Raw genomic sequence first — 17,768 nt, forward strand, 5'->3', positions numbered from 1 at the left:
ACATTTTTGGATTTTTCCTTGAAAGTAAAGGGTCGTTCCAAATATAAATCCCTTAATGGTTTAAATAATATACTAATAAATCAATAAGATTTAAACCCCATCCTAATATTTACGAAATGAAATTAAAAAAGAATCCCAATGGAATTTCATTGGGATTCTTTATTTTCTAATTTGTAATAGCGTATATTTTCACTGTGAATTTGTTAGTGGCACCCATTGGACTTGCAATATAATATTTAGTATTTGTGTAAGCTTCAGTCCTAGACCCATGTGAAATGTTTTTCCAACGAGTAGAATCTATTCCTAGGGAAACATCAATCATTACATTGAAAGAGATAGTAGAAGAATAATCTTTTTCTGAAGGCTCAATAACCCATTTTAATTCTTTGGTACCTACAGGTAAACTATCAATTTTAAAGTTTTGACTGGATCGATTTTGTTGTCCGGATAATGGACTAGATTCAGATGATATTTGCGAAATTAATATTTCTTTTTCATTAGAATGTATACCATTTAATTTAATGATACTATCAATTAAACCTGGACCAGGAAAATCAGCTGCGATGATACCAGAATGTTTAATTATGCCTTTTTGTAAGAGTTCGGTCCCAAGTGTATTCATTCCCCCATAGTATACTTGTCCGTTTCTATCGCGAGGGAAATCACTCCATGCATTTGTGGAATTCGTTTGAATCAATTTAGGACTACTATCAGTATTTCTGCTCTCTTTTCCGCTTGCAATAAACCAAGGATATACATTATTTAAAAATGCTGCTGCGCCTCCCGTACCACTAAAATGGTTGAGATAAATTTTTCCATTATTAAAGTTAGTATTTGCATTTTGTAGATGGGTTTTTATCTCAATCCATTTTGCATATATTTCATCTGGTCCGCTTCCAATTTCAAACTTATCTTGTATATTCAAACCTTCGTAATCAATACCGTACAATTGAGTGGATGTAAAGTTTTGTAAGATTACAATTTTCCCACGGGTATCTCCTAAAGCAGGGTTATTTCTATCTGAAGTTGGTACGGAATTAGGATTCCAGAAATATGAAGCATTAACGTTTTTATATTTTAAAAATATTTCCTCAAATGATAGAGATCCACTTTCAGGTGTAGTTTCTTCTTTTAAGCGCATTAATATTGTTTCTGTTGGATGATCTTTTAAAAATTGAATTGTCTCTTTTAATACATCTTCAAACATAGCTTTTTGATTTACAATGCCATGATACATTGCAAAAGAATCTTTTACACGTTTAACGCGCATATCTACATATCGAATTCCAGAATTTAATTGTTGAGGTAGACTCATGGTTTGATTTTTTGTCAAATTTTCATCAAGAAAACTTGCCCCATGTAAAGCCATTGTACCGTGAGTTCCTGGAATAGATAGTTCACTTAATTTTGTTGAATCTGCTACTTCTGACATCCACGATGGATTTTGATAACCCAGATTGGGTTCATAGGAATAACCTGGATGACTATCAGCTAAAATAGTTGATGGTGTACCTAAATTTGCTAGTGTAAAACAAGTGAGGATGCTAACTTTAAAGAAATTTTTCATTTTTATTTTGTTCATTTTATCTCTCCTGACCTTTAAATAATGGCTATAATAAGGTGGTTTTTGACTATATTTATTGTTTCCTATTCCTAATGTAATGAATTTTTGTAATTGAAAAAGGGGTAGTGAGCTAACTTGAGATATTATTAGTTTACTGTAATGAATTGTATCTAATAGTCAAACGGATTCTTAAAGAATAGAAGCATAAAAAGGTGAAAAATAAGCTTTTTGCCGTATTGTATACAAACAAAACAGAAGCCTTAAAAAGACTTCTATTTTGTGACATATTATGAATGATAAGGTGGTTTAACAAATTAAGATAATGTGAGTGAGCGGTAAAAATCAATTTATAGCTGTTTCAGGAATTTCTTGTAACAAGGCTATTTAGGAAAAGTGGTCCCTACAATGCTAATAAAAAATTAAAACATTTTACTCATTAAAACTTAGACTAACTACAGTTGCGATAGATTGGGCTGCATGTTCCCAGCTTCCATCTATAACTTTACCAATCTGCTGACCAAGTGCATTTAAATCATTTGGATTAACTGGAATTCCATTATACGCAGCAAGAATTGATAAAAGTGGAGCAGCAAATGGTGTCCAACCACCTCTATCAATATTAAATACAGGCTTATCTACTACTTTTCCATCTTGCACAGTAAACTCATAATAAAATTGATCATCTGGGCGGAAACTTAAATGATGAGAAATTTGTCCCTTAACATATTTTTTTCCTGCACCTAAATTTACTACTTCTATTTCTTTTACGTTAAATTCATGCTCAAATACTTTTATTTTTTTGACTTCTGGACCATTTAAGGCAGCATTAACAGCTGTTTCTAAATTATTTTGTGCTAATGGTTGAATACTCATTTGAGCCTCTTTTTGTTGGATAGGAGTCTCTTTTTCTGCAGCAAACACTGATGTAGTAGATAGTGCACTTGTAGCTAATGTAGCTGTAAGTACTGTTGTCATCATGATTTTTCTTTTCATCTTCATAGTTTTTCTTCCTCTCTTAAAGTTTTGATATATAATCTTTTAAAAACTGACATGGTGCAATATTTTATTCCATAATGCACAAAAAACTGGTTTAAGAATGATATGGAATTATGTCAGGTAATTAAAATTAATTATATATGTATCTAAGATGATATCTATCTACACATATTTTTTCAATTTTTAGACAAATTTAATAGTAATGACTTCTTAAGAGTCAATTTAGTACCTTGTTTATCTATAGAAATCCTATAAATAAACTAATTTCATAGTGAATGTAATATATTTGATATTAAATGTCTTACATAATGATATAAAATTTCACATTTTTTATTTTAAAGAATGAAGCGATAAGGCTTCAAACCGCAAGGGATGCGGGGATAGCCTAATCAATTAGAGTAAGCTTTTGAACGATTTTTTAACTGTAATAATTGATCCATTTAGATATCTTAATGCCCAGTAAGAATAGAATAATTAAAGCGTTACAAAACACTCATCCAATTTTATCAATGATAAAGGATGGGTGTTTTCAGTATATAGGATGTTAGGAAAAACTTGCCGACAAAAGTCTATATTAAAGACTGTCTAGCATTTTTTATGCTAAATCATTTTCTATAACTAAGAACTAATTATATATAGACGAATTCCTCAAACGGACAGTTAACAAATGACAGAATAGAAGAAAGATTAGAAAAATAATCGTGTAATGGTAAAATATGGTTAATTAACCTATAGCTGATTAATCAATAAATCTAGTATTAAAGGGGGAATTAATTTGGGGAATAGGAATAAGAGAATGAAAATTTATTTTCAAAGGTTAATAGCTGTAAGTGTCTGTATTTTGTTAGTTTTTCTGGGGAGCAATTGTTCAAAAGCTGAAACTGTTGCACCTATAACATTAAATCCTAAAGATGTAGAAGCATTCACCAATAAAGTGATTCCAGAGAAAATGAAAAAAGAAAATGCAGCTGGTGTAGCTCTTGTCGTTGTAAAGGATAATCAAATTCTATTTCAAAAGGGATTCGGATTTTCTGATAAAGAAAAGAATACTCCCATTGATCCTAAAAAAACAGTTTTTCGATTAGCATCAATATCAAAAGTTTTTACTGCAAGTGCTGTCATGCAGTTAGTTGAACAAGGAAAAATTGATTTAAATAAAGATATAGTAAATTATATGGGGGGATTAAAGTACCAAAATAACATGGGTGAACCAGTTACAATGGAACATTTACTTACCCATACAACAGGGTTTGATTACGTAGATCCTAGACCCCAGGACATCCATTATCAAGAAAATGATTATACAATGCTTAAAGAGTATGTAGAAGATAATATGCCCACTGTAGTGAGAAAGCCTGGAGATACATATACATATGATAATTTTGCCTCTATGCTTCAAGGGTATATTGTTCAAAATCTGACAAACACACCTTTTTACAAATATATGGCCAAAAATATTTTTTACCCTCTAGAAATGCATAATAGTAGTTTTGTTATGACTAATTTTATTAAAGAAAAGTTAGCAACAGGATATGATGCTAAAGGTAATGCCATCCCATTTTATCAAACAAGACCGACAGATATGCCACAAGGGAGTATGTTTTCTACAGGAAGTGATGTAGCCAATTTCATGATTGCTCAATTGAATGATGGTAAATTTAAAAATAACCAAATACTACAAAAAGAAACTGTAGAAGATATGCAAAAAACAAAATTTGCTTTACATCCCAAATACCCTAATATGACATACGGATTTGAGTTCTTTTCACCGCAAAGTCATAATGGGCAATATGTGTTTGGTAAAGGTGGAAATATACCAGGTTTTTCATCTTTAATGTGGTTAATTCCAGATTATAAAATTGGAGTTTTTGTTGTTACAAATAAAGATAGTTCAGCACTACCTGTTGAAGTATTTGATGATTTTATGAATGAATATTTCCCAGATAAGACAAAGCCTGAATATTTAAAGCCTAATGAAGAAGAATTAAAGAAATTTGAAGGGGTTTACCGTGATTTGAGATTAAAAAACCTAATGTCACATGTAAACATAAGTGAAGGAAAGTTATATGTAAGTGATAAAGCATATGGTAAACAGGAGCTAAAACAAATAGACCCTTTACTATTTGAGGATGAAAAAGGGAATTATATGGCGTTTAAACTTCACAAAGATGGTACCGTGAAAGAAATGATACATTGGAACTCTGGCAGTTCAGCGGTGAAGCTAAGTGAGCCTGAGAGATTTAAAGACGTAGATGAAAATCATCCATATGCTAAGTTTATAAATCCTTTACATCAATACGAGGTATTACAAGCAAATAACGAGGGGAATTTCACTCCAGAATCTTCTCTTACACGAGCAGAATTTGCATATTGGTTATCTCAAATCGCTTACTTTACGCCACCTTCAAAAAAAGAACCAGTGTTTTCAGATGTGAAAAATCATCCATATGCGTCACATATTCAAAAGTTATATGAGATTGGTATTTTATATGAAAAAGAAGGGGAACAATTCCATCCAGACCGTGAAATTACTAGACAAGAAGCAGCATGGATTACCTGGCAGTATTTAAAAATGTTAGGAGCGCCATCTGCAGATGCAACATTAAAGGGAGAAACTGATGATTGGGCAATAGAATCCGTGAAAAACATTGTAGGTCATCGTTTAGTAGGGCCTGAGGTTATATATAATGAAGATGGATCAGCAGATTATCTATCAAAACAAAGTATGAAACGACAAGAGGCAGCTGCATTGTTATTTTACGTTTTGTTTTCTAGTTAATTTGTATTGAGGTAAATTTCACAAAAAAAATCTAAAGAGCTTGAAATAATACACAGAAAAAGATTAGTCTTCGACCAATGATTTATCGTAACAAACAGGGAGGGATGAGTTATAACCATACTCCAAATCTTAAGTAGAGCTGTTATTAGAAGAATTTCTTAAGTGTTTTGTAATGTAAGGAGCTCCTTTCAGGGGAGCTTTTTTTATTTTATTATTAATAATTTCATGTACCGTAATTATTAATAATAAAATAAAAATCTACAACAAGGGGATTCAGTCCAAGCAAGGTCACAGTCATACATTAGTTACCAACAAAGATGAAACGATTCATATCTACAGATAAACCACGTTCCGCCATCATTTCCACCAAATCACGAAAACTGGGGCAGTACTGTAGATATCATCTAACCGTTAAGCAAAATAATGTAAGGATGGTAATGCCTCTATTTATACAAATTTTTCTTTTTCATACCGATTACACACCTTTTTAGAGTAATAGTATCAGTATGTCCAGGTTTTATAGATTTTCTGCACCAGAACCAGTGTATCAATATTGGAATCTTAATGGAACCAAGGGCAGTGCCATGTTTCCATTAAGACAAATCTCATTAAATTAATCATTTCAGTTTGAAAATATTGTGAATCTACTTACTAATGACCTTTGCAGAGAAAATCCAACAACCCATTTCCTTCCCGCTAACTGTAATTGTTTTTCCTTCGTAATTGGATAGGTCAATTAGTGCGCTTTCTGGAGTTTGTGCGGCCATCGGAGATATTCTGGTTAATTTAACATCATTACAATCTCTATTTTTTATATGAAACTCTCCGTTTTCAACAATTCCAGTAAATTGATTTTGATTCATAATCCTGCCTCCTTATTTAAAAAAATTATGATTGTGTTCGAGTTTTTTACAATTGAACGAAGGTGAGAGCAATGTTATTTTATTACAATAAACATTTTAATATGCTTTCGTAATCTTCCAAACATTATGGTAACGAAACCAGCTTTCATAAAAAAATTTTCCTTAATTAAAGCAAAGGTGGGTCCCCATGATGGCTGGGGTTGCTTTTATTTTCACCGTGTCGTGCGAATATTATTGATGTATATCTCTTCCAGCTTCTGCACTATTTTTTGCTATGGGTATGATTATTCATTCCTCTTTGTCGAAAAAGGAAACATTGAAAGTATCTTTATTTCCCATTAAAAACCAAGGTGGATGTTCCATCTTGGTTTTCTTTTCACATTCAGTTGAATCAGTATAATTTGATATATTAAAGTGTTAAAGGCATCTGCTCCCACAATATTGTTATTATTCGATACACGAATGAAAATTGTTGAAAAATCTCTTTATAAAGGGGTTTGTGTCGTGCAATCGACCGTATGAGCGACAGATATAAAAAACACTGAAAACCAAGTGTTGGTACGCTTGTTTTAAACTTTTTATTTATAAGGGGTTCTGCCGTACATCCATCAACCTAAAAGACTATTCTTGAAATTGAAATGACGTTGCTATTTTCGGTTCAGTTGCAAATTTTTTGAAAGTAAGCTAAACTTTTGCAAAATAGAGTGAGGAGAATCCTAAATGATATATTGCAAAAGGAAAACAATTTAGGAAAGATATTATTTTGGTAGCCGTCGACTACTGTCGTTTTCTTTTAAGGTATCGGGATGTATCTAAAATTTTGAACGAACGTGGTGTATCTGTTCATCCCACAACCACCATGCGATGGGTTCATAAATATGTAAATTTGATTTATCAAATTTGGAAAAAGAAAAATAAGCATATATATGTATCTTGGAAATTGGATGAGACTTATATCAAAGTCAAAAGAAAATGGTGTTACCTATATCGTGCGATTGATAAAGAAGGTCACACATCGGACCAAACCGCAGCGTTACTTTGCGTATTTAACAAATTAAAAGAACAAGGCTTGTAAAACGTACCACTCATTGTACAATCAAGCATTTCAACAACCTTATCGAAGTTTGTAACAACCAAACTTCGTTTTTTTGACGTACAATGAATTACAGCAATTCTTCAAAACTGCTTAAACTATAACCGTATTTTGTAAACGAGTTTATGCTTTTCCGAACTTTGCATCAGAACCGAATGTCGCTAAAAAATTTAATGAATTTTGCGGAACAATATTAAATGTTTACATAAAAAAGCCTGAAATAAATCATACTATAATATGTATAGTTTAAAAGGAGGTATAGATTAAACAATGGCTTCATCAACATCTTTTAATGATCATGTTCATCATAGAGAAGATCCTTGCAGCAAAAAAGAAGATCCATGTAAGATTCAAGGACTTGAAAAATATGGAGTATTGAAATGCAAGGTGAAAGATACTGGATTATGTCATGGAGAAAATCATCATTATCAGGTTCATACTGTTGCAAATGGAATAGACTACAGGCTAGCTATTAACATAAAATCAGAAGACTCCGCTACAAGTAGTAATAAAAATTCCAATCATGACAACACAGAATTGAGATACTGTATTATGGAAAATTTCAATCATGACATTCTTTCAAAAATATCTACCTTATCAGAGGGTTACACCGCCTTAAAATCGGTAGAAGGTCAAGATTATGCACTTGATTATGTTAGGGGTGGGCTCGTTAAAGAAAGTGATTTCACTATTCTTCCGAATGACGACAGTAATCATAATAAATTCAAAGAGAAAATAGCCACTCACTTTGATAATGTGATAACGAAGGATGCATTTGTTTATGCTTTTGGGTCAAGATGGGGACCGGAACAAAACTGTAAGGATAAATGTTTTGACTTTATACCGGGTAATGGGATTCATGATATACATATGAATCAAGGAAATAATGAGGATCATATGTGTGATGATGGTGTTTGGCAGGATGGCGGTGTGCTTATTCATTATCCTTCTGAAGATACATGGACTGCGATTTTTTTAGCTTTTCAGTCCCAAAGTTTTCAAACAGATAATCAAACTGGTCATAGACTAAATCCCCCATCCAATTAAAGTGTTCTAAGTGATTTTTACTGTTTTGTGTTTCTATTAAATAAAGTCACGGTGTTTATAAAATAGACGTGATGTTTTGTCCCCTTTGGATTTGTTTATCTAAAGGGTTTTTTTAAATTGTGTTGCATTAGCAACCCATTTTATTAGTTTTTCTCGTTCTAATGCACAACAAATTGAATGTTGTGGTTCACTCTCATGGAAACGAAGGAATCTTAGACATAAGTCCAAACGGAATAGATAAGTGGAGTGGATTGCAACAATTGGGTGTGGAAGAAAAAGAATATATAGCATCCGGTAATGGGGTACCGCCCACATTTTAACGAAAATATACGCTAAGCAAGTTTCGACAAAAAAAGAGCCGAAATTCCTGCTCTAAGGACAATCCGGCTCTTATTTCTAGATTTGTTGTAAAGGACGAAGAGTGTCTATTGTTGTTGTATTCCTAGAATTAAATCGATATTCTCCCAGAAAGTTAATATGCTCCCACCCTAGAGGTGAAACATGTTTTAATAATTTTTCATCTAAACCCTCTGTGTTTTTTAACACTTCTACAGCTTGGCTAAGATATACAGTATTCCATATGATGATAGCATTAATAAGAATGCTTAAAGTACTTGCTCGTTGTAATTGATCTTGAAGAGCACGTTCACGAAATTCTCCATGTCTCCCAAAAAAGATTGCTCGTGCTAATGAATTCATTGCTTCTCCTTTATTTAAACCTCGTTGAACTTTTCTTCGTAAATTTTTGTTCGAAAGGTAGTCTAGGATAAAAATAGTTTTTTCGATTCTTCCCATCTCTCGCAACGCTTTCGCTACTTTATTCTGCCGGGTATAGGAACCTAATTTCCCCATAATAAGTGAACCTGATACTTTTCCCTCTCGAATAGAATGAGCGATACGTAAAACATCATCGTAATTTTCATAAATTAATTTCATATTTACTTGCCCTCGGATAAGTCCTTCTATATTCAAAAAATCCTTAGGAGAACCAATTGTATATAATTTAGAACTTGATATATCTCTTAATCGTGGTGCAAAACGAAATCCTAACAGATGTGTTAAACCAAATACTTGATCCGTATAGCCAGCATTAATTGTACTAGTATTAGAAGTAGTTATTAACGTATCTAACGATAACAACTACTTCTTTTAGATTTCTTTAAAGAATCATTATGTGTACTATGAAATTTATGGATATATAGTATCCTATGAAATCAGGGGGTGATAATATTGAAAGTACAAGAAGTTCTAATTCAAGAGAGGAAAAGATATCTGTTAATCGACAAGAGTGGCTATCCTGTCATACCGGTTGCAAAGTATATAAAGCATTTAGATAACATTGGAAAAGCTGAAAACACACTGAAATCATACTGTTATCATCTAAAGCTCTACTTTCAATTTCTAGAGGAGTGTGGGTTAAGCTATCAAGAAGTAAACCTTGATATTTTGGCTCGATTCATCGGTTGGCTGAGGATTCCTGACCAATCTACAAAAGTTATTTACTTTGAAGAGACCTTAGCGAAACGATCAGAAAAAACAGTAAATACCATCATAACGTGTGTAATCGGGTTCTATGAATATATGGCTCGTAATGAGGATTACGGAAAAAATATATCCGATCAATTGAAAAAGCAAGTACCAGGGCGTTTCAAGACATTTAAACCTTTTCTTCATCATATTACAAAAGATAATTCATTTGGTAAAAACATTCTTAAGATTAAGGAGCCAAGACGTACAGTCAAAACTTTAAGTAAAAACCAATTGCAAGTAATTCGTAATGCGTGCAGCAATATAAGGGATGAATTATTATTCCGTATATTATATGAAGGAGGATTACGGATTGGAGAGGCCCTTTCTTTGTGGGTAGAGGATTTTGATATAGGTAAAAACGCTATTACGGTGAGGAAATCTAAAACATCAGATGGAGAAAAACGAAAAGTTTATGTATCTAATGAGACTATGAATCTCTTTCAAGATTATCTAATAGACTATCATTCTTACGAAATTGATAGCAATTATGTGTTTATCACCTTAACTGGAACAAATCGTGGTAAACCAATGACTGATAGTTCTGTACGTTCTTTAATTAAACGGATGAAGAAAAAAACAGGAATAGATTTCACCTCTCATATGCTTCGACATACATATGCCACAGAGTTACATGAAGCAGGAGTAGATATTGCCATCATACAGAGGTTATTAGGGCATGCACACGTTCAAACAACCATACAGACTTATATCCATGCATCCGATGAAACCATACGTGGAAGTTGGGAACAAGCTCAATCAAATAATAAAATGGGAAGAAGAGATAAATAATGATACAGAGCAAATTGGAAATTAAACCCCTTCCCCACCATTTGGAGCAGATAAATGAACCATTACTTGGATATTGGGCAAATGATGTGTGGAATGTACAAGAATGTCCCTTCTTGGATAAACACTATAATTGGAATAGAAAATTGATTTTTGATAAGGTACACAATCTTAGATTAAAAAATGAACTAAAATATTATTTTTATAAGGGGTTACGGGAGACAAGGATTTCGATTACCTATGCTTTTATGCATTATTCCCCATGTCTTAAAGTTTTTACAGAATTCATCTCCCGATACTATGCTAATTTGGATTCTATTATAGATATACCGAAAGAAAAGTTTCTAACAGAATATCGAACATTTCTTGTAGAGAAAGGAAAATCAGTTAAGATTGTACACCGGAAAAAGTCATCACCATGGATGTCTCCAACAGTTCAACCATCATTATATATTAGACTATTTCTTCAAGTTTATGATTTTTATTATCACTTTTATGATGAACGGGAAGAAACAGATAAAGATTGTTGGGATGTAAGAAAATTGAGGATTAATTATAACAATACAATCAGTAGATATTCATTAGACTTTTCGAAGGTTCCACAACCTTATAGACAATTATTTAAAAAATATATAAAGACTCGCCTAGTTGTTCAGCAATCCATTAGCTTTTCTACAGCAATATGTTATTTAAATAGACTTTCGTTTTTCTTCACCTTTTTGAAGGATAAACATCCCGAATGGAAAGAATTAAACCAGCTATCTAGAATGGATATTGAGGAGTACATTGAATACTTGCGACATTCCACTATTAAAAAGGGAAAATATTTAATTAATCCAGATTACAATTATGTAAATCGTTTTTTAATAGATCTTAAAACGTTTATCTCATACATACAGAAATTCGAATGGGAAGAAGCTCCGGAAAAGTCGGTAATTTCACTATTGTCAATCGAGGATATCCCTAAAAAGAAAAGAGCAAAAGCTGATGAAATTAAATATATTCCAGATGAAATATGGGAACAGTTAGTTTACCATATTAACCAACTTTCCTCAGATCATATACCTATAATTCTTCTAATGGAAGCTACAGGTTTTCGAATTAGTGACGTTTTATCACTTAAAATGGACTGCTTAATAAATCAAGAAGATGGCTGGTGGATCATCGGCGATCAAAGAAAAGTATGCTATAAAAATCATAAAGTTCCTATTTCAGAAGAGATTGCTAATGTTGTCTTAGCACAGCAAGAACTTGCAAAAAAGATATCAACTTCGGACACGAACCCTAAGAAATATTTATTTCCAATACTAAAAGGAAAAAGGAGGGGTAATCCCATATCTCAGGATTCCATTAAGCTTAATCTTAATAAACTAGCTAATAGATATAATATCAAGGACAAGGATGGAGAAATTTATTGGTTTAAAAATCATGCATTTCGACACCGATACGGTGTTAATTTGATTAATAACGGAATGAATATCCTTCATGTTCAAAAACTGATGGCACATGCCAGTCCTGAAATGACATTAGTCTATGCTCAAATTCATGACCATACACTCCGTGATGAATGGGAAAAGGCTCGAGATAATGGCGCAGTAAGACTAGATACTCATGGAGAAGTTATTGCCGCTGATTTAGCTCAACAGGCTGAAGAAAATGAAGTTGAACTGGAGTGGATACGTCACAATATGGACTCCATTCGTTTAGATCATGGATTTTGTGTAAAAAGCCCAAAACTTCATTGTGATTTTCTTGAACAGACATTGGAACTACCGTGTATTAAAAACAACTGCCGAAGTTTTCACGTTGACAAGACTTTTCTCGACTATTATCAAGGACAGATATCTAAAATGGAAGCTGATATTAAAATATACAAAAAATCCGGAAGGTTACGTTCCATTGAGTTAATTGAACCCAAATTAAAAAGATATAAAGAATTAGCAAGTGGATTATTACACACTGGTGGGATCTTTGGTTTAGATAAAACTAGACGTGAGTATGTTGGCGATGAACGTGAGAAGGTGATGCAAAATGTCTAATAATAATCCAAATACCGAAGGTATTATAAAACATGCGAAGTTGAAAACGGAAAAGACCATTCAAAAAGTTGAAGAAGCGATCAAAAAGATGATAAAAAGACAGATGAAAATCAATTTCAACTCTGTATCTGAAGAATCAGGGGTTTCAAAGGCATTTCTATACAGAAATACAGAACTTCGAGATCGAATCGAAACACTTCGCAAACAACAAGAAGGTCTCCCCTCAATAAAACAAGTTAAAAGGAATATGAGTGACGCATCAAAAGATGTAATTATTGCTTCCTTGCGGAAGCGAGTCAAAGATTTAGAAAAGGAAAATAAAGAAATTAAAGAACAATTGAAAATTCAATTCGGGAAAATTTATGAGGGGATTTAAGTTCCCACGATTTTCACTCCCCTGTTTGATATTTTTGTGTAATATGACAATGCTTTAAAAAATAAGTTATATTCCACAATCGGGCCATATTCTGGAGTAAAGAAGGAAATAAAAAGGTGTATCTTGAATTTTTAAGTATTCCAGAAAAGGGAAGGATTACGAACTAAGTAAATACAGGGAGGCTAGGCAATGAGAGTAGGAATAATTGGAGGTGGCTTTGGCTTAACAGTTCAAGCGCCTATAATAAATACTCATCCTAAGATGAATGTTTCTGCTGTTAGCACAATGATGCGTCATCAGTTGCCAAAAGATTTATCTAATGAGGACAATTCTCCAGCTCATTATAAAGACTGGACCAAAATGTTAGATTTAGAGGAGTTGGATCTTGTATTTGTTAGTTCTCTTCCGATTTATCATTTTGAGATGGTTAAACACGCATTAAACAGAGGTATAAACGTAGTATGCGAGAAACCTTTTACAATGAATAGTAGGGAATCAGAAGAGTTGCTAAGAAAGTCTAAGAGTAATAATTCAAAGGTATTTATTGATTTTGAATGGCGGTATCATCCTGCTCGTCAAAAAGTCAAAGAACTTATAAGTGAACTTGGTGACATCCTTCATTTTGAATATCACATTTCCGCCCCCCAATATCAGAATCTTCGAACTAACAAAAGGGGGTGGATGGGAGAAAAGCAAAAGTTGGGTGGTATGTTAGGGGCTCTAGGAACACATATGATTGATTGTCTTAGATGGCTAGTTCAGGACGAAATTATAACTATTAATAGTTTAACACACACTCACGTCCCAGAAGGACCAGGAGAACTTAGGGACTCTGATGATGCCTTTTTTATTCATGGTAAGATGAAAGGGAACTGTACCTTTTCAATTCAACTTATCTCAGGGGTTCACCACGGATTTGGTTCAAACTTAAAAATATTTGGAAGTCTTGGAACCATCACCTTAATTGATGATAAAACACTATTTTTGGGCAAAGCGAGTGAAAACCTAGAAGAAATAAAAGTTGAAACGTATGATCAGACCATTCCAACTTTATCGTTAGAGGCAAAAGCTTATTATCAAGCATTTTATCCTTTTTTAGATAAAGTTTACGAGAATATTACTTTTAATAAATCAGACAGAGATTTGCCAACCATTGTAGATGGGCATGAAAATCAAATAATTATAGATAGCGTACTGTCGAATTAAATTTATTATTCAATAAAACGAACTAGCTAATATAAGCTGATATTTTTATTCCAGAAGAGGGCGCGATTATTGAATATGATGGCTAGCAATTTGGAATCGTTAGTCATTTTTAAACCATTCTTTAAATACATGTCTATAATGAAAGAACACACTTAAATTCTACCTTTTTATAAAAAGGTATTGATAACCAGCTGTATCTGTGTAATGCTCTTCAATTATTAAATCTGACTCATGATGAAGTAATCAAAACGTGGCAAATATTTATGGATATATACGTGTAAGTACAAAAGATCAAAATGAACAACGTCAGTTACATAAGATGATGGAACGAGGAGTTGAAGCTCGACGCATTTTTGTCGATAAAGCAAGTGGACGACATTTTGATCGCCCTCAATATCAATTATTACGAAAAATATTAAGTACAGGTGATATTGTTTACATAGATGCCTTAGATCGTATGGGTCGCAATTATGATGAGGTAATTTCAGAATGGAAGCATATAACAAGAGAATTACAAGCCGATATCGTAGTTTTAGAAAATGAAACATTATTTGATAGTCGGAAATTTCGTGATATGTGTGATATGGGCCGATTAATGGAAGATCAATTTTTATCTTTGCTATCCTACGTTGCGGATCAAGAGCGTAAAAAAATTCATCAGCGACAAGCGGAAGGGATTGCGGTAGCTAAATCTCAAGGAAAGCACTTAGGACGTCCTCAACTTAACCTTTCAACATTAAGCACAAAGCAATCACTTATAATAGAAGAAACTTATCCAAAGTGGAAAAATAGAGAAATAACAGGAGTTAAGTTTATGGAGCTATTAGATCTGAAGAAAAATACTTTTTATAAAATAGTGAAGGAATATGAAGAAAACAAAGTAGCAACTAACTTATAACGAATTAGAGCCGAAAATTTCTTAGAGTAGAAAAATCGGTTTCTTTTATGCTGAAATTTGGTTAGCGTATATTTTCGTTAAAATGTGGGCGGTACCCCTAATGATGCGAATGATATTACAATGTTTCAACATGCTATGTATTCAGTTATGATTGGTGAGAGCTTACAACTAGCACCGTTTTCATCTGAACAATTGGTATTAAGTGATGATACAGAAAACATCCTAGTACAAAGACTTAGCGAATTGGGGGAAATAAATACAATTACTAAGTTGGTAAACCTATAATACATAATCTTTGCTTTTATGAAATAATTAAAGCCTAATTTCTCGCTATTGTAGCTTGAAATTAGGCTTTTTTATATGTTGTATTTCCTTAGCGTATGAAATTCGTGTTTAGTTGGTTGGACCCCATCACTATCAAGCTAAGGCTTTAGTATACCCCCTAGACATAAAAATACAATCTATTTCAGTCCTATAGGTTTCCTACAAAAAAGAATAGAATTTTATCTATTTATAGTGATTTTTAAGCATTGCAAAAATAGAACATTATATATATATATATATATAATGTTCTATTTAGTTTAAAAAAATAATATTATACTTATAATAAATGGATATAGATATAAAAATATGGGATGAACTTTCATATTAAATTTATCAAAAAAGAAAGAGGAAAATGAGAGATGAAAATCAGTTCCAACATAAATAACAGGTTTTATCCTTTAAATACTACAGTTTTAAATAATAAATCTTTAAGTACTACAACTTCACATATAGTGAACAATAGTCAAAAATATATTCCTGAAAGTAAGACTAGAGATAATCAACTTTCCGAAAAAAGTATAGAACAACATATCAATAACAAATATAATGCAATTAACTCACAGGGGCTCAGTATATTTGAATTTCTTAAAATGTTATTGGATATGGGTGTACCTATGTCAATAATTACAGAAATATTGGTGGGAATGTTAGAGGGGCATAGTAAGAAGAATGAAGAAGCGGAGAAAGAGAGAGAAAAAGGAACAGAGAAAGAATTGGTAAAAGGATTAGAAAAGAGAACAGAGAAAGAATTAGTAAAAGGGTTAGAAAAAGGAATAGAGAATGAATTAGAACAAGGGTTAAGTAACATTCAGAAAGAATAACAATTTTTAAATTTTTATCGTATCAAGTATTCAAAATTCTTTTTAAATATCTACTTTTCTTTTGGTTGTTTCTCTTACTCTTCTTTAAAGTGTAAAAGTACGCTATTCTTTCTGTATTATTATGGGAAAGGATGGCGTACTTTTATGTCTGTTTCTGTGTCTGGTAAATTACAACTATTTGCTCAAGGATATCAAGTAAGCCAGGTATACTAACGCAATGGGAGAAACCACCATCGTTTCAAGTGTTAATCCAATGATTGAATCTGTTTTAATCATTTTTTTTGATAAACCATAAAATCCAAAGGTAAGCGCCAAACTAAGAGAAATCCAAGGAATCACACCATAATGGAACGTTAGTGTTAATACACCAATTCCCGCTAATATAAATGCAAGAATTTGAGAACCACTTAACCTTTCTTTTAATACGATTACACCGATTAACATACTTGTTAAAGGATTAATGTATTGACCAAGACTTGCTTCTAATATTTTTCCGTTAATCACTGCCCACATAAAGATGCCCCAGTTTGAACTAATCAGTACGGAAGCAATAAAAAGGGACAAAACCAATTTTGGATTTTTAACGATTTCTTTTATAAATTCAACATATGTAGACCATTTTTTCATAAAAAATAAAAGTACAAGCATAAAAATAAAGGACCAAAAAACTCGTTGTGCTAGAATTTCTCCTGAAGATACGTGTTGAATAAGCTTCCAGTAAATTGGAGTAATACCCCACATAATATAAGAAATTACTGCAAACACAATGCCATCGTTTTCATTATTTAATCGCATTATAAACCTTATTTCTAAATATTCAAATGTTAAATTATCCAGTTTGTTTTAAATAACTATCAGTAGTAGAGGGAGTATTAATAAAATTCGCTTTATTACAAATAATTATTTTAACATCAATGATTGATAAAACAAAATATTTTTAATGATGACGATGCAATTGGCGGCAAATCTTTAGAGCTTGAAAACTATTTAGAAAAAATAGATTAGAAGCTATTGTTGTCGGAATAGGTCAAAATACCAAAGATCGGATAAACGAATATTGTCCTTGGATAAATGGAGAATATAGCAAAAAATATTAGGGTACGTTAGTACATCTGACGGAAAAGGGATAGAGTATGTTGACTTTATCGTGAATGAACTAAAGCCATTTATAGACAATAAATACCGTACGTTAAAGGACAATACTGCAATGGCTGGTATCTCTTTAGGGGGGACTTATTATCACATATGCTATATGTCGTTATCCTCAAGTATTCAAAAATATATCAGTATTATCCTCTGCTTTTTTCCGTAACCAAGACGTAATTGAAAAACTAATAAAGGATTCTGATTTGTCTTTAATTAAAAGGAATTATCATTTTAGCCAATTCATCTCCTACCTACTCACTTCGCGTTCCTTGAGGAGGGAGTCTTCTTGGCTAAAATGAT

14 protein-coding genes and 3 pseudogenes are annotated in these 17,768 nt (G+C 32.4%); 11 read left to right on the plus strand and 6 right to left on the minus strand.

All coding sequences use genetic code 11. The annotated features are described in order from the left end of the window. Positions 1 to 166: 166 nt before the first annotated feature. Positions 167 to 1,582, minus strand: coding sequence for a phosphatidylinositol-specific phospholipase C (locus AC0NJG_RS22830; RefSeq protein ID WP_474063483.1), 1,416 nt, complete (start codon positions 1,580 to 1,582; stop codon positions 167 to 169). Between the two features lie 411 nt (positions 1,583 to 1,993). Then, entirely contained in the window at positions 1,994 to 2,563 is a 570-nt protein-coding gene (locus tag AC0NJG_RS22835; RefSeq protein WP_087952120.1) for a methyltransferase, read from the minus strand. A gap of 793 nt (positions 2,564 to 3,356) precedes the next feature. On the opposite strand from AC0NJG_RS22835, the gene AC0NJG_RS22840 reads away from it, so the two are divergent. After that, on the plus strand, positions 3,357 to 5,339 hold the full coding sequence (locus AC0NJG_RS22840) for a serine hydrolase (protein WP_474063484.1): 1,983 nt from the start codon (positions 3,357 to 3,359) through the stop codon (positions 5,337 to 5,339). Positions 5,340 to 5,673: 334 nt separating this feature from the next. On the opposite strand, the pseudogene AC0NJG_RS22845 reads toward AC0NJG_RS22840, so the two are convergent. Beyond that, positions 5,674 to 5,764, minus strand: a pseudogene (locus tag AC0NJG_RS22845) (IS6 family transposase); the annotation flags it as partial. Positions 5,765 to 5,983: 219 nt separating this feature from the next. Then, entirely contained in the window at positions 5,984 to 6,202 is a 219-nt protein-coding gene (locus tag AC0NJG_RS22850; protein ID WP_474063485.1) for a hypothetical protein, read from the minus strand. A gap of 727 nt (positions 6,203 to 6,929) precedes the next feature. On the opposite strand from AC0NJG_RS22850, the pseudogene AC0NJG_RS22855 reads away from it, so the two are divergent. Further along, positions 6,930 to 7,223: pseudogene (locus tag AC0NJG_RS22855) on the plus strand (DDE-type integrase/transposase/recombinase); the annotation flags it as partial. 342 nt (positions 7,224 to 7,565) lie between these two features. Beyond that, entirely contained in the window at positions 7,566 to 8,342 is a 777-nt protein-coding gene (locus tag AC0NJG_RS22860) for a DUF2278 family protein (RefSeq protein ID WP_474063486.1), read from the plus strand. A 396-nt stretch (positions 8,343 to 8,738) separates the two neighbouring features. Here AC0NJG_RS22860 and AC0NJG_RS22865 read toward each other — a convergent pair. Continuing rightward, positions 8,739 to 9,482 (minus strand): annotated as a pseudogene (locus AC0NJG_RS22865) (Tn3 family transposase); the annotation flags it as partial. A gap of 81 nt (positions 9,483 to 9,563) precedes the next feature. On the opposite strand from AC0NJG_RS22865, the gene AC0NJG_RS22870 reads away from it, so the two are divergent. From AC0NJG_RS22870 to AC0NJG_RS22900, 7 genes are all read left to right on the plus strand, one after another. Beyond that, entirely contained in the window at positions 9,564 to 10,661 is a 1,098-nt protein-coding gene (locus AC0NJG_RS22870; RefSeq protein ID WP_474063487.1) for a tyrosine-type recombinase/integrase, read from the plus strand. A gap of 14 nt (positions 10,662 to 10,675) precedes the next feature. Further along, on the plus strand, positions 10,676 to 12,697 hold the full coding sequence (locus AC0NJG_RS22875; RefSeq protein ID WP_474063488.1) for a tyrosine-type recombinase/integrase: 2,022 nt from the start codon (positions 10,676 to 10,678) through the stop codon (positions 12,695 to 12,697). Further along, positions 12,690 to 13,073 (plus strand): DUF6262 family protein, encoded by a 384-nt coding sequence (locus AC0NJG_RS22880; RefSeq protein ID WP_474063489.1) that lies wholly within the window; start codon positions 12,690 to 12,692, stop codon positions 13,071 to 13,073. Before AC0NJG_RS22875 ends, AC0NJG_RS22880 begins: the two co-directional genes overlap by 8 nt. Positions 13,074 to 13,262: 189 nt before the next feature. Next, on the plus strand, positions 13,263 to 14,279 hold the full coding sequence (locus AC0NJG_RS22885; RefSeq protein ID WP_474063490.1) for a Gfo/Idh/MocA family protein: 1,017 nt from the start codon (positions 13,263 to 13,265) through the stop codon (positions 14,277 to 14,279). A 250-nt stretch (positions 14,280 to 14,529) separates the two neighbouring features. Beyond that, positions 14,530 to 15,177, plus strand: a complete 648-nt coding sequence (locus AC0NJG_RS22890; protein WP_474063491.1) for a recombinase family protein — start codon at positions 14,530 to 14,532, stop codon at positions 15,175 to 15,177. An 84-nt stretch (positions 15,178 to 15,261) separates the two neighbouring features. Continuing rightward, the gene (locus AC0NJG_RS22895; RefSeq protein ID WP_474063492.1) at positions 15,262 to 15,462 is read left to right on the plus strand and encodes a hypothetical protein; all 201 of its coding nucleotides are present in this window, start codon (positions 15,262 to 15,264) and stop codon (positions 15,460 to 15,462) included. Between the two features lie 398 nt (positions 15,463 to 15,860). After that, entirely contained in the window at positions 15,861 to 16,322 is a 462-nt protein-coding gene (locus AC0NJG_RS22900) for a hypothetical protein (protein ID WP_474063493.1), read from the plus strand. Between the two features lie 174 nt (positions 16,323 to 16,496). Here AC0NJG_RS22900 and rarD read toward each other — a convergent pair whose 3' ends face one another. Next, on the minus strand, positions 16,497 to 17,117 hold the full coding sequence (rarD, locus tag AC0NJG_RS22905) for an EamA family transporter RarD (RefSeq protein ID WP_474063494.1): 621 nt from the start codon (positions 17,115 to 17,117) through the stop codon (positions 16,497 to 16,499). A 352-nt stretch (positions 17,118 to 17,469) separates the two neighbouring features. Here rarD and AC0NJG_RS22910 point away from each other — a divergent pair, with 352 nt between their 5' ends. After that, positions 17,470 to 17,634: an alpha/beta hydrolase-fold protein gene (locus AC0NJG_RS22910; protein ID WP_474063495.1), complete on the plus strand. Its 165-nt coding sequence runs from the start codon at positions 17,470 to 17,472 to the stop codon at positions 17,632 to 17,634. Positions 17,635 to 17,768: the final 134 nt, after the last annotated feature.

It is taken from the genome of Bacillus sp. SSR7 (assembly GCF_055902415.1).

What these genes read in the sequence shown, in the direction of transcription:
- AC0NJG_RS22830 (WP_474063483.1), bottom strand. Translation starts at nt 1,582, where the DNA reads ATGAACAAAATAAAAATGAAAAATTTCTTTAAAGTTAGCATCCTCACT.
- AC0NJG_RS22835 (WP_087952120.1), bottom strand. Translation starts at nt 2,563, where the DNA reads ATGAAGATGAAAAGAAAAATCATGATGACAACAGTACTTACAGCTACA.
- AC0NJG_RS22840 (WP_474063484.1), top strand. Translation starts at nt 3,357, where the DNA reads ATGAAAATTTATTTTCAAAGGTTAATAGCTGTAAGTGTCTGTATTTTG.
- AC0NJG_RS22850 (WP_474063485.1), bottom strand. Translation starts at nt 6,202, where the DNA reads ATGAATCAAAATCAATTTACTGGAATTGTTGAAAACGGAGAGTTTCAT.
- AC0NJG_RS22860 (WP_474063486.1), top strand. Translation starts at nt 7,566, where the DNA reads ATGGCTTCATCAACATCTTTTAATGATCATGTTCATCATAGAGAAGAT.
- AC0NJG_RS22880 (WP_474063489.1), top strand. Translation starts at nt 12,690, where the DNA reads ATGTCTAATAATAATCCAAATACCGAAGGTATTATAAAACATGCGAAG.
- AC0NJG_RS22885 (WP_474063490.1), top strand. Translation starts at nt 13,263, where the DNA reads ATGAGAGTAGGAATAATTGGAGGTGGCTTTGGCTTAACAGTTCAAGCG.
- AC0NJG_RS22900 (WP_474063493.1), top strand. Translation starts at nt 15,861, where the DNA reads ATGAAAATCAGTTCCAACATAAATAACAGGTTTTATCCTTTAAATACT.
- rarD (WP_474063494.1), bottom strand. Translation starts at nt 17,117, where the DNA reads ATGCGATTAAATAATGAAAACGATGGCATTGTGTTTGCAGTAATTTCT.